The organism is Abyssicoccus albus, assembly GCF_003815035.1.
In the GTDB taxonomy this organism is placed as follows: domain Bacteria; phylum Bacillota; class Bacilli; order Staphylococcales; family Abyssicoccaceae; genus Abyssicoccus; species Abyssicoccus albus.
In genome coordinates, this window is sequence record NZ_RKRK01000002.1 from 1 (window position 1) to 13,384 (window position 13,384).

At 33.3% G+C, this 13,384-nt stretch carries 12 protein-coding genes, 6 tRNA genes and 1 rRNA gene; 17 read left to right on the forward strand and 2 right to left on the reverse strand.

Translation table 11 applies throughout. From position 1 onward, the window contains the following. Positions 1–23: 23 nt before the first annotated feature. The 8 genes from rrf (at position 24) to rocF (ending at position 1,671) form a co-directional block, all read left to right on the forward strand. Positions 24–138: ribosomal RNA gene (gene rrf / locus EDD62_RS00015) — 5S ribosomal RNA — on the forward strand. A 14-nt stretch (positions 139–152) separates the two neighbouring features. After that, positions 153–227, forward strand: a tRNA-Asn gene (locus EDD62_RS00020). 2 nt (positions 228–229) lie between these two features. Then, positions 230–301: transfer RNA gene (locus EDD62_RS00025), tRNA-Glu, on the forward strand. 10 nt (positions 302–311) lie between these two features. Further along, a tRNA-Val gene (locus EDD62_RS00030) sits at positions 312–387 on the forward strand. 16 nt (positions 388–403) lie between these two features. Then, positions 404–487: transfer RNA gene (locus EDD62_RS00035), tRNA-Tyr, on the forward strand. A 7-nt stretch (positions 488–494) separates the two neighbouring features. Continuing rightward, positions 495–569, forward strand: a tRNA-Gln gene (locus tag EDD62_RS00040). 4 nt (positions 570–573) lie between these two features. Beyond that, a tRNA-Lys gene (locus EDD62_RS00045) sits at positions 574–646 on the forward strand. A 116-nt stretch (positions 647–762) separates the two neighbouring features. Then, entirely contained in the window at positions 763–1,671 is a 909-nt protein-coding gene (gene rocF, locus EDD62_RS00050) for an arginase (RefSeq protein WP_123807053.1), read from the forward strand. 44 nt (positions 1,672–1,715) lie between these two features. Here rocF and EDD62_RS00055 read toward each other — a convergent pair whose 3' ends face one another. Continuing rightward, entirely contained in the window at positions 1,716–2,171 is a 456-nt protein-coding gene (locus EDD62_RS00055) for an ArsR/SmtB family transcription factor (protein WP_123807054.1), read from the reverse strand. Positions 2,172–2,331: 160 nt separating this feature from the next. On the opposite strand from EDD62_RS00055, the gene EDD62_RS00060 reads away from it, so the two are divergent. From EDD62_RS00060 to EDD62_RS00095, 8 genes are all read left to right on the forward strand, one after another. Next, on the forward strand, positions 2,332–3,372 hold the full coding sequence (locus EDD62_RS00060) for a helix-turn-helix domain-containing protein (protein ID WP_123807055.1): 1,041 nt from the start codon (positions 2,332–2,334) through the stop codon (positions 3,370–3,372). Positions 3,373–3,411: 39 nt separating this feature from the next. Further along, entirely contained in the window at positions 3,412–4,221 is an 810-nt protein-coding gene (cdaA, locus tag EDD62_RS00065; RefSeq protein ID WP_077140856.1) for a diadenylate cyclase CdaA, read from the forward strand. Further along, positions 4,214–5,158, forward strand: a complete 945-nt coding sequence (locus EDD62_RS00070) for a CdaR family protein (RefSeq protein ID WP_123807056.1) — start codon at positions 4,214–4,216, stop codon at positions 5,156–5,158. The genes cdaA and EDD62_RS00070 overlap by 8 nt, the downstream gene beginning before the upstream one ends. Before the next feature lie 20 nt (positions 5,159–5,178). Then, positions 5,179–6,531: a phosphoglucosamine mutase gene (gene glmM, locus EDD62_RS00075; RefSeq protein ID WP_077140854.1), complete on the forward strand. Its 1,353-nt coding sequence runs from the start codon at positions 5,179–5,181 to the stop codon at positions 6,529–6,531. 315 nt (positions 6,532–6,846) lie between these two features. Beyond that, a complete protein-coding gene (gene glmS / locus EDD62_RS00080) occupies positions 6,847–8,649 on the forward strand; it encodes a glutamine--fructose-6-phosphate transaminase (isomerizing) (protein WP_123807057.1) in 1,803 nt (600 codons plus the stop codon). Positions 8,650–9,100: 451 nt separating this feature from the next. Next, positions 9,101–9,304 (forward strand): PspC domain-containing protein, encoded by a 204-nt coding sequence (locus EDD62_RS00085; protein ID WP_123807058.1) that lies wholly within the window; start codon positions 9,101–9,103, stop codon positions 9,302–9,304. Between the two features lie 140 nt (positions 9,305–9,444). After that, positions 9,445–10,407 (forward strand): ring-cleaving dioxygenase, encoded by a 963-nt coding sequence (locus EDD62_RS00090; protein ID WP_123807059.1) that lies wholly within the window; start codon positions 9,445–9,447, stop codon positions 10,405–10,407. A gap of 35 nt (positions 10,408–10,442) precedes the next feature. Next, entirely contained in the window at positions 10,443–11,201 is a 759-nt protein-coding gene (locus EDD62_RS00095; protein ID WP_123807060.1) for a sulfite exporter TauE/SafE family protein, read from the forward strand. A gap of 120 nt (positions 11,202–11,321) precedes the next feature. Here EDD62_RS00095 and EDD62_RS00100 read toward each other — a convergent pair whose 3' ends face one another. Next, the gene (locus EDD62_RS00100) at positions 11,322–12,023 is read right to left on the reverse strand and encodes a YwiC-like family protein (protein WP_170152720.1); all 702 of its coding nucleotides are present in this window, start codon (positions 12,021–12,023) and stop codon (positions 11,322–11,324) included. Positions 12,024–12,199: 176 nt separating this feature from the next. On the opposite strand from EDD62_RS00100, the gene EDD62_RS00105 reads away from it, so the two are divergent. After that, complete coding sequence (locus EDD62_RS00105) at positions 12,200–13,342, forward strand: dicarboxylate/amino acid:cation symporter (RefSeq protein WP_123807062.1); 1,143 nt, start codon at positions 12,200–12,202, stop codon at positions 13,340–13,342. Positions 13,343–13,384 lie beyond the last annotated feature (42 nt).

The window sequence follows — 13,384 nt, forward strand, 5'->3', positions numbered from 1 at the left end:
TGTGTATGCATTCAATTGAATTGTCTGGTGACGATAGCAAAGAGGTCACACCTGTTCCCATGCCGAACACAGAAGTTAAGCTCTTTAGCGCCGATGGTAGTTGGACTGACGTCCTGTGAGAGTAGGACGTTGCCGGGCAATTTTTTTATTTATCCACAGTAGCTCAGTGGTAGAGCTATCGGCTGTTAACCGATCGGTCGTAGGTTCAAGTCCTACCTGTGGAGCCATAGGCCCCTTGGTCAAGCGGTTAAGACACCGCCCTTTCACGGCGGTAACACGGGTTCGAATCCCGTAGGGGTCATTATTGTCATGGAGAATTAGCTCAGCTGGGAGAGCATCTGCCTTACAAGCAGAGGGTCGGCGGTTCGATCCCGTCATTCTCCACCATTTATTTTAATATTTCGGAGGGGTAGCGAAGTGGCTAAACGCGGCGGACTGTAAATCCGCTCCTTCGGGTTCGGCAGTTCGAATCTGCCCCCCTCCACCATCATTATTGGGCTATAGCCAAGCGGTAAGGCAACGGACTTTGACTCCGTCATGCGTTGGTTCGAATCCAACTAGCCCAGCCATAATGAGCCATTAGCTCAGTCGGTAGAGCATCTGACTTTTAATCAGAGGGTCAGAGGTTCGAATCCTCTATGGCTCATCATTAAAGGACTACTTTTGTAGTCCTTTTTTTCATGTTTGAATCCATTTTCATTTTTTTGTATATTAATATAGTAAGCGTTTTCTTAGATCACTTATTTGAGAGGAATGAACAAAATGGATAAAAAAGTAAAATTGATTGGTGCACCAAGTTGTTTTGGTCAACCACGTTTAGGTGTTGATTTAGGACCTGATGCAATTCGTTATACAAACTTAGTAGGTCGAATTAAATCTTTAAATGTGGATATAAAGGATTTAGGAAATATAGAAGCCGAGAAAATCAATGTTGAAATACATAGTAAAGAAAAAAATGACAATTTAAGGAACTTAGAAGAAGTTATTAAATTTAATGAAAAGTTAGCTAAACAAGTAGATGAAGTTGTAGAAAATGGTGATTTCCCATTTATCATTGGAGGAGACCATTCTATCGCGTTAGGTACTTTATCTGGATTAAGTAAGCATTACGAAAATTTAGGTGTTATTTGGTATGATGCACATGGAGATTTAAATGATAGTAAAACAAGTCCTTCGGGAAATATTCATGGTATGCCATTGGCTCAAGCATTAGGGATAGGTCATGAAAAACTTGTGAACTTGTACGAAGACGGTGTCAAAATTAAACCTGAAAATGTGGTTTTGATTGGTGTGAGAGATTTAGATGAAGGTGAAATTGAATATATTAAAGAAAATAATATTTTATGTTTTACTATGGATGATGTTGCTAGATTAGGTATTGGGAGAGTTATGGAAGAAACAGTGAGTTATTTAAAAGATAAAACAGATGGAATTCATTTATCACTAGATGTAGATGGGTTAGATCCTCAATTTACACCAGGTACTGGAACACCTGTCGTAAATGGTATAACATTGCGTGAGACGAATCAAGCATTAACTTATTTGCATGATCAAGATGTAATTAGTTCTTTTGAAATCGTGGAAGTTAATCCTTTATTAGATGAAAAAAATAAAACAGCTGAAGTTGCAACTTACATTGCAGAAGTATTTTTTGGTAAAAAGTATTTATAATAAATTATAGTAAGAGCCGAGTTAGTTTAGCTAATTCGGCTCTTTTAATTTTCATCTGAATCAGATAAAGGCATGACTTGAACGATAAACTCTTCTTCTCCTTTTTTTGTAGAAGCTTTTTTTACAAGTTTTTTTAAATCTTTTTTGAATGAATCTAAATTATTTTCATTGATTTTCAAAGGGTATGATAGTCTATCTTTTTTCTTCTCATCGTCACGATATCTTAAAAGCTCATGACTTGGAACTAATTTTTTAGCAACAGGTAAATAAAACTTTTGAATGATACTATGCTTTTGTTCTGTTTTAACCAATTCAATGATACCATTTTTCTCTAATTCAGCAAGGTGATAATGAATTTTTGCTCTAGGAATTTCTAATATGTCAGCAATTTGTTGACCAGTTTTTGGCTCGTCCCCTAAAATAGATAATAGCTGTATTCTAAATGGATCACTTACACATTTTAATTGATCGAGATTATCTATCACTAAAATATCATTCATAAAGTTTGACTCCTTTATCATATTTACTATTAAATTTATTATCTAATTATTTAAATATAGTGTCAAATATCTTATTGTTAAGTCTTTGTAAAGTAGCATTTTTTTGGATAGAAATATATTATAATTAACTTATTATAATTTATTTCATGGAGGGACTTTCATGATAGGTCATCAAATTAAGTCTTTAAGAAAAAAAGAAGGTATGACTCAAACAGAACTATGTGAAGGAATTATATCAAGAACTTATTTAAGCCTTATTGAAAAAGGATCTGTTCAACCATCTAGTAGTGTATTAAAAAGGTTATCTGAAAGGCTTAACACGACAATAGATGACCTTGAAAAAAATATTGAATCCAATCATGTCGACTCAATTACTTTAGAGCGTCATATAGCTAAAATGCTAAGCAAAGTAGAGACGGAGTCTGATGATTTAGATGATTTAATGGAAGATTTCATGAACCAGAAGTATGAAGCAAATAATGAGTTAACACATCATGAAGTCAGTAGAATTCATTATATATATAGTATCTATTACTTCAATAATAAAATATATAAAGACAGTATGAAACACATCATATTGGCTATAAAAAATATGAAATATCATACGTCAGCAGTCGATCGTATTAAGATGTATATCCAAAAGGGAAAGTTACATCTTGTTTTGAATGAATATGAGGAAGCAATGAATATTTTTTATGAAACATTGTTTAGTATAGAGAGAAATTACATAACAAATCAGAATGTCTCAGAAGTATTATATTTATTAGGTGTGACAAGTACTCTTTTGAGAGACTACTACCATTCAATGTACTATTTTAATAAAGCTTATACATTTAATGTAAAGTTTGATTATATGCATTATATGCATGAAATTATTTTTGGCAGAATATATGTTCATGACATTTTCAATAAAGACTTAAATTCATTAGTGGATGAATTTAAGAAATATGAGACAATTAAGAGTAATTTAGAAGTAAAAAAACGATTACTTATGATATTAAATAAAGATGTAAATATTTCACATTGGTTAAGTAAGGATAATGAAAGTCATAAATTTTACGAAGAAGTACCTACTTTTGTTGATTATGAAAATATGTTAACTAAGAATGAAGTAAATCAGTTTGAGCTACTCGATAAACAAGAAAAAATAAATTTACTTGATTTGTTTATCATCGAGCGCTCTGGGTTGTTTATGATATAATTTATGTATTGTTTGTGGTGTTTGGAGGAGATTGTGTGAATGGACTTTAAAGTATTAGAAAATTTAACATTATGGGATGTCGTCATTGGCATTATAGATTTATGTATCGTTTGGTATGTTTTTTACTTGATTATCACCGTTGTGAGAGGGACGAAAGCAATTCAATTGCTGAAAGGAATCTTATTCATATTAATTGGTAAAGTTGTGAGTGATATATTGAACCTCACGACGACGACGAGTATATTTAATACGCTTCTAGAGTGGGGTTTTCTAGTGATTATTATCTTATTTCAACCAGAAATAAGACGTGCACTTGAGCAATTGGGCCGCGGTAGTTTATTTAGATCATCGAATGTTAATAAATCAACTGAGCGAGAGACACTGGTTGAAGAGATGATGAAGAGTATTAAATATATGGCTAAAAGAAGAATTGGTGCATTAATCGTTTTTGAGAAAGAAACAGGATTAAAGGATTATATTGAGACAGGAATACCTATAAATGGTAAAATAACTTCTGAATTACTTATTAATATTTTTATACCAAATACACCTTTGCACGATGGTGCAATGATTATTCAAGGTAATGAGATTGCTACAGCTGCTAGTTACCTCCCGTTATCTGATAGTCCAAAGATTCAAAAGAGTCTTGGTACTAGACACCGTGCTGCAGTAGGAATTTCTGAAATTACAGATGCATTTACATTAGTGATATCTGAAGAGACAGGTAATGTGAGTGTTACACATGATGGTAAACTATACAAAGAAGTGAATTACGAAGAGTTAGAAGTGTTGCTAAATAAACATTGGTTTGGTTATGATATTGTGAACCGAGGTGAAATCGATGCTTGAAAATAAATGGGGCCTTAGGTTTATAGCTTTTTTACTCGCTTTATTTTTATTCTTATCAGTAAATGATGTGTTCGATAATTTATTTGGGGAAGGCCAATATAATGGAGAACAAACGACAACGATAAAAAATGTGCCTGTAGATGCTCAATACGATAAAGAAAACTTATATGTATCAGGACTACCTGAATCTGTCGATATAGAAATATCAGGTCCAAAGAGTATTGTAAAAAGAACAAGCGCTACTCAAGATTTTACAATAACTACAGATCTTTCGAATTTAAATACTGGAGATCATAATGTCAGTTTTGAGGCCGAAAACATTTCAGATAAACTAGAATACAGTATTAAGCCAACTGAATCATCAATTACGATAGAGGAATTGCTGACTGAGCGTTTTGATGTAGAAGCCGAGGTGAATAATAGTCGAATTGCAACGGGATATGAACTTGTTGGTGAAAGTTCAAAGCCTACACAAGTGTCAATCAGTGGGGGAAAATCCGAAATATCAAGAATTAGTTATGTGAAAGCTACATTATCATCAGATACTAAAATCAATCAAGATGTCACAGAAAAAGCAGAGGTTAATGTCTTTGACGCTAACTTAAACAAACTAAATGTTACTGTAAAACCAGCTACTATTACTGTAAATATTGATGTTCAAGAGACGTCTAAAACCGTTTCATTGAATCCAAATATCGAAGGTGAGGTTAAAAAAGGTTACGCATTAGATAAAGTATCTCTTGATACTAGCCAAGTAAAACTTTATGGTGACCGTGAAACATTGGATAAAATAGGTACGATAGATGTGCCAGTAGATGTAAATGATTTATCAAATGATTCTACAATTAACGTGGATATTCCTTTGCCAGAGAATATTTCGAAAGCAGAACCAAAAGAAATTGAAGCGAAAGTTATAGTCAAAAAAGAAAATGAATAATATTGAAAAGGGGATTTATTATGGGTAAATATTTTGGAACGGATGGAGTACGAGGTGTTGCAAATGAGGAGTTAACACCAGAATTAGCATTTAAAATAGGACGCTTTGGAGGTTATGTACTTGCTAAGCAAGGTCATGAGGCGCCAACAGTACTTGTCGGTCGTGACACTAGAATAAGTGGTGAAATGTTAGAGTCAGCATTAATTGCAGGATTACTATCTACTGGTATTGAAGTGATGAAATTAGGTGTTATTTCAACACCAGGTGTGGCCTATTTAACAAAAGAAATGGAAGCTCAAGCAGGTGTTATGATTTCTGCTTCTCATAATCCAGTCGGTGATAATGGAATTAAGTTTTTTGGTGCCGATGGTTTTAAATTAAAGGATGAACAAGAAGACGAAATCGAGAATCTCATCGATATGGATGAAGATACACTTCCAAGACCTACAGGGAAGTCACTATACCAAACATCTGATTATTTCGAAGGTGGTCAGAAATATATCAGTTATATTAAGTCAACGGTTGAAGGTGACTTAGATGGACTTAAGATTGGATTAGATGGAGCTCATGGTTCAACACATTCTCTAGCACCTTTCTTATTTGGTGATTTGGAAGCTGAGACAGTTACAATTGGATGTAATCCAGATGGATATAACATTAATGAGCAGGTCGGGTCTACGCATCCGGAAAAATTAAGAGAGTTAGTGAAAAATGAAGGGCTAGACTTTGGTTTAGCATTTGATGGTGACGGCGATCGCTTAATTGCTGTCGATGAAAATGGAGATATTGTTGATGGTGATAAAATTTTATTTATACTTGGTAAATATATGAATGAGAATAACGAGTTAAAAGACAATACAATTGTGTCAACAGTAATGAGTAATTTAGGTTTTTATAAAGCGTTAGATCGGATAGGATTATCAAGTGTAAAGACTAAAGTAGGGGACCGCTATGTTGTACAAGAAATGCGCCAAAATAATTATACATTAGGCGGAGAACAATCTGGTCATATAATTATGATGAATTACAATACGACAGGAGATGGACTGTTATCGGGTGCCCATTTGGCAAGCATAGTTAAACAATCTGGGAAAAAATTAAGTGAATTGGCAAAAGAAGTTGAAACATACCCTCAAACATTAGTGAATATCCGAGTAACAGATAAGCATGCTGTTACTGAAAATGATAAAGTCCAAGAAGTCATGACAAAAGTTGATACAGAAATGAATGGAGAAGGTCGTATTTTAGTTAGGGCTTCGGGAACAGAGCCATTAGTAAGAGTGATGGTTGAAGCAGCTACTGAAGAAAAGGCAATTCAGTATGCGGAAAGAATTGCTGACGTTGTGAAAAATGAAATGGGTTTGAATGAATAAATTTAAATAAACAAGGAATGACTTTCATTCCTTGTTTATTTTTTTGTTATACTTCAACATTAAAATATTTGCTTCAAGATACGCTCTACTGTACAATTAAATAAATTGTGTCAAAGGAGGATAGATGTATAGACATAATCTATCAAAAGCGCCAGAGCAAAATCTATAATGCAGACGAGGAGAATGGTGATCGAAAATTCGGCGGATGCCATTCCGGCCATAACGGTCGTAAACTTTATCTTTAAAACGGGTTGGTGACAATGCGAACAAAGAGATAAAGTCCAATGATTTATATATAAATATGGAGGAATTGTTATGTGTGGTATTGTAGGATATATTGGAAATCAAGATGCGAAAGAAATTTTACTTAAAGGATTAGAGAAATTAGAATATAGAGGCTATGATTCAGCAGGTATTGCTATTCGTAATGAAGAAGGTATTAAAGTTTTCAAAGAAAAAGGTCGTATTGCTGAATTACGTGAAAAAGTAGATGGTGATGTAGAAGCCAAAACAGGTATTGGTCATACACGTTGGGCAACACACGGTAAGCCAAGTGTGATTAATGCACACCCTCATACATCAACATCAGGTCGTTTCACACTTGTTCATAATGGTGTCATCGAAAATTATGAAGAAGTAAGAACTGAATTTATTAAAGATGTTCAATTAACATCTCAAACAGATACAGAGATTATTGTTCATTTGATTGAACACTTCTCAAATGAGGGATTATCAACAGAGGATGCATTTACGAAAGTATTGAAAACAATCCATGGTTCATATGCTATTGCGTTATTAGACTCAGAAGAGAGTGAAACAATTTATGTTGCTAAGCATAAGTCTCCTTTGCTTGTAGGTCTAGGTGATGACTTTAATGTTGTAGCAAGTGATGCAATGGCAATGCTTCAAGTAACGGATCAATTTGTAGAGTTAAATGATGAAGAAATTGTAATCGTGACAAAAGATAACGTTACAATCAAAACATTAGATGGTGAAACAATTAACAGAGACCCTTATACTGCTGAAATCGATGCTGATGATATCGAGAAAGGGACTTACGCTCATTTTATGTTAAAAGAAATTAACGAACAACCTGCAGTAATGCGTAAAATCATTCAAAATTATCAGGACGATGAAGGTCAATTGAAGATTGATCGTAATATATCTGAAGCAGTTAAAGAAGCAGATCGTGTATATATTATTGCATGTGGAACGAGTTACCATGCCGGTTTAGTTGGTAAAGAATATTTAGAGAAATGGGCACAAATACCAACAGAAGTGCATGTTGCTTCAGAATTCTCATACAATATGCCATTGCTTAGCGAGAAGCCTTTATTCATCTTTATATCTCAATCAGGAGAAACTGCAGATAGCCGTGCAGTACTAGTAAATATTAAAGAAAAAGGATATAAGTCATTAACAATTACTAATGTTCAAGGTTCAACTTTATCTCGTGAAGCGAACTTTACAATGTTATTACATGCAGGACCTGAAATTGCTGTTGCTTCAACGAAAGCATACACTGCACAAATCGCAGTATTATCAATTTTGGCTCAAGTTGCAGCACGTGATAATAACATTGATACAAATGTAGATTTAATGCCAGAACTTGCCAAAGTAACAACGGCAATGTCTGCAATTATTGATGATGCAGACCGCATGGAAGAAATTGCTAGAGAATATTTAAGTGAAACTAGAAATGCATTCTTCATCGGACGTAGCATGGATTACCATGTCAGCTTAGAAGGTTCATTGAAATTAAAAGAAATTTCATATATACAAGCGGAAGGATTTGCTGGTGGAGAATTGAAACACGGTACAATCGCATTGATTGAAGAAGGAACACCAGTTTTAGCATTAGCAACTCAAGAAAATGTTAACCTTTCAATTCGTGGTAATGTTCAAGAAGTTGAAGCACGCGGAGCAAAAGCATGTATCATTTCTTCAGAAGGATTAGAGAAAGAAGAAGATACTTACGTATTACCACATGTCCATGAATTGTTAACACCATTAGTATCAGTTGTAGCATATCAGTTAATCTCATATTACGCAGCATTACATAGAGATTGTGATGTAGATAAACCTAGGAACTTAGCTAAATCTGTTACAGTTGAATAATGATGTAAAGCTAAACTCTAATGATTTGGAGTTTAGCTTTTTTATATCATTATCAAAGAATATTTAAAACAGAATACATATAGGCGGATAATTATTTTATAAGTTACAAGCAGTATGAGTTGGAAATTATAGAGTATCGAAGACACTTACATCAACAACCAGAGGTGTCATTTAAAGAGTATGAGACAGCACAATATATACGATCAATATTAGGTCAATTAAGAACATTGTGAATTGATTGAAATTACTGAGACGAGTAAAGAGAATATAGGTATCAACATCACCATCCTAAATTTGGATTGAATGAACAATGTTTTGAGAAGGCATTTAACATGTTTATCGGGGTCATTGAGGGTTATCCGGAACAGAAATAGGGTATATATTAATGTGAATTGATTTTTAAAATGATCCCATCTTTAATGTTTAATGATAAAAATAAGAAGTGAACACTGTGACAAAAAAGTTAACCCGCTCAACGACTGATTCTATGATCGCTGGTGTGTGTGGTGGTATTGCAGAATACTTCGACTGGGATGTTAGTATTGTTCGTATTGCTACCGTTGTATTAGCATTACTTACGACGAATTTTCCGTTAATTATTGTCTATATTATTGTAGCTGTAATTTTACCAAAAGATACAGATATTATTGAATAATTGTTATAGGAGACACGTTTATCGTGTCTTTTTTTATGTTAATACTCAAGATTTGCAATATAGAATAAAACAGGGTAAAATTATCTTTAATTCAAGATAAAATTGATGTGTATATTAATATAATGTTACAGGGGGATTATATGAAACAACTAAAAGGAATACACCATGTTACAGCGATTACGAGTGATGCCGAAAAAATATATGAATTTTTTACTCACATTTTGGGGTTAAGGTTAGTGAAAAAAACAGTGAACCAAGATGATATTCATACATATCATTTATTCTTTGCAGATGATATAGGCAGTGCAGGTACAGATATGACATTTTTTGATTTCCCGGGAATATCGAAAGGACGTCATGGTCGTAACGAAATACAAAGAACATACTTCAGAGTACAGTCAGATGCAGCGCTATTATATTGGAAACAAAGGTTTGAAACATATCATGTAGAACATGAAGATATTGTTAAACAATTCGGAGTAAATGTATTACCGTTTGAAGATTTTGATGGACAACTTTATGCATTGATATCGGATGAAGGTCAAACTGGAGTTGCACCTGGAACACCTTGGAAAGACGGACCTATTGAACAACAAATGGCGATTGTAGGTTTAGGACCAGTCGTATTAAATGTAAGTCAAGTTGATCATATGGAGGAAATTTTGAAACAAGTATATGAAATGAATCTAATTCAAAAAGAAGATCATATGTCATTATTTGAAATGGGTGAAGGTGGTAATGGTGCACGAGTTATCATTCAAAAGAATGAAGATGAATTAGGTGCTATCAATGGATATGGCACTGTGCACCATGTAGCATTTAGAGTAGATAATACTGAACAACTTTATGAATGGATAAATAGATATAATGAAGTAGGATTACCAAATTCAGGTTATGTCGATCGTTTTTACTTTAAATCGTTATACGCAAGAATACCGAATGGCATTTTATTTGAAATTGCTACTGATGGTCCGGGTTTTATGGAAGATGAACCATATGAAACGTTAGGGGAGACATTATCATTGCCACCAAAATTAGAACCGAATAGACAACTCATTGAATCAGAAGTGCGACATATTGACACAATATATAAAAAGAAATAAAGTTAGAGTATTAATGAATTTTTGGAGTGTATTGTATGGATATGTTGGCTTATTTTTTAATATTTTTTATTGGAATTTTTGTAGGTTTTATTAATATTGTATCTGCAGGTGGTTCATTGATTGCACTACCTGCTTTGATCTTTTTTGGTTTGCCATCTCAAACAGCGAATGGGACAAATCGTGTCGCAATTTTTTTCCAAAACTTATCAGCAATTTATGAATTCAATCGACATGGCTTATTAAGATGGAAACTTTCAATTTTAGTTGCCATTCCTACGACCATTGGATCAATCGTTGGGGCTAAATTTGCAGTAGATTTACCAGACGAAATTTTCAACAGAATACTAGCTATTGTAATGATTTTAGTATTATTCGTCATATTTATTAAACCTCAAAAATTCATTAACCAAGAAAGAGAACATTTAACTAAATTGATGTATGTCACTCTATGTATAGTCTTTTTCTTTATTGGAATTTATGGTGGTGTTATTCAAGCGGCAGTAGGATTCTTATTTATCATAGCATTTAGAATATTTATGCCAACGTTAAGTTATGCTGAAATTCAAAGCTTGAAAACTTTGATTATTACAATATACTTGTTAATTTCAACAGTGATTTTTGTAATAGAAGGACATGTTCATCTAGGCTATGTTGTCGCACTTGGCTTAGGTAATGTGATTGGAGCTTATTATGGCGGTAAATTCACCGCAACAGTTGAAGAGAAATATTTAAATATTGTGATGGCTGTTATTGTTATTGGGCTTGCGATTAAGTTATTAATTGATTCATTATAATGAATCTATGAAAATAAATAAGACTTCAGTTTGTGATGAGTACTTACAAACTGAGGTCTTATTTGGTTAAACTTATGCATTTTTAAAATATTCAATATGATTCAATACAACTAGTGAGGATTAGATTAAAGCGATGATGATTACGAACCAGCATACATTTACAATTTCAATAATACCGATTTTCTTCATCGGTAGACCTTGCCCATAAAAGACAATTGATCTAATTAATGAAGGTAGAAAAGCTAATAGATATAGAGGGTGTATAAAAATTACAGCAATTAATGCGATGGAATGATATACCCAACTGTAAAGTTTATACTGAGGGTTATTCTTTTCTCGAATCATTGTTTTAACAAAAAAGACTGTACCTATAAAGAACAGCATTGTTAAAATAAAAACTTCGAAATGAAGTGCTTGATTTCCGATCCAACCACTCATTAAGCCACCAATTGCAAAGTTGGTTATACCCGCTATATCGTTCCATATTAGTCGGTCTTTTTTAGATATTGAAAAATATAGGTTCATGATGATAAATGGAATCATCGATAAATAGAAATAGATTAACTGAGGATAATTTACAATAATGATGCATGTAATGACTGTTGTAACAATACATAACAACAAACCAGACTTTAAGTAAGGAATACGTTTCTTTCTTTTTTTAAAGTAAAAAAGGATATGATCGAAAGTCATAAATGATAAAGTCCAGGTGATAACAAATAAAAGATGGTACCAATTCACGTTTGAAAATATAATGCCAAGTATTATTGGTGCAAATATCATTGCCCACACACCATGTTGACTTTGCTTTTTGAATTTCATAATCATTCACCTCATCTATATTGTAAAGTAATTCACAAGTTTAATGGTGTCAAAAAGATGACAATTAAATATATCTATTTCAAAACATAGAAAACGCTTTCGAAGTAATATTTTAAATTATTGAATTATATGATAAATTAAGGGTACACAATTTATGAATGACGGGGTATAACATAATGAAGTTAATCGTTAAATTATTATCAGGTATTATTATAGGGGTTTTGATTGGACTTATTGATATTGAATGGCTTACACGAGCAATGGTTACATTTAAAGGGATTTTCGGGCAATTTATTAACTATTTAATTCCTCTCATTATCTTATTCTTTATTGGTGCAGGGATTACATCTGTTGGAAAAGATGGCGGGAAGTTGTTAGGCATGACTGTTGGTGTTGCATATACTTCTACAATTATTGCAGGATTATTTGCAATGATTGTTGCATATACACTAATGCCTATCATTGCTAAAGGAGGAAAGGTACCTAGCGAAGCAGAGGCGATTGAACCGTTTTTTAATTTTGAGTTTGATCCATTAATGGGCGTTCTAACAGCATTAATTACAGCATTCTTATTTGGTATTTATGCAATTAAGACTGAGTCTAATATGATTGTAACGTTGTTTAAAGAAGGTAGTAAGATTACAGAAGTCGTTATTGAATATATTTTAATTCCATTCTTACCAATTTACATCGCTGGTATTTTTGCAGAAATGACAGCGCAAGGTACTGTAATGTCGGTTATGAAAGTATTTGGTTTCGTCTTAATTGCTGCTATTATAATGCATTGGATTTGGTTAACAGTGTTGTATTTTACAGCAGGATTTTTGCGTAAAGAAAACCCATTAAATCTTGTGAAAAATATGTTGCCAGCATACTTTACAGCATTAGGTACAATGAGTAGTGCAGCGACAATTCCAGTAACTTTAACTCAAGCAAAAAGTAATGGTGTCAGTGAAGGAGTTGCGAACTTTTCAATACCATTGCTTGCAACAATCCATTTATCAGGGTCAACGATTACACTTGTAAGTTGTACTACTGCAGCAATGCTTGTTTTGCCACAATTGGATTTAGTTAGTATTCCAACAATGATTGGCTTCATATTAATGCTTGGGATTATCATGATCGCAGCACCAGGTGTACCTGGTGGATCAGTTATGGCCGCAAGTGGAATTTTGGCTTCAATTCTAGGCTTCGGTGAAGGTGCTATAGGACTGATGATTGCTCTTTATATGGCTCAGGATGGTTTTGGTACTGCAACAAACGTAACTGGTGACGGCGCAATCAGTTTAATTGTGGATCATTTCCGTAAAGATGTTTGATTTAAATATGATAATTCAAAAATGCAATTAATCTTAATACAA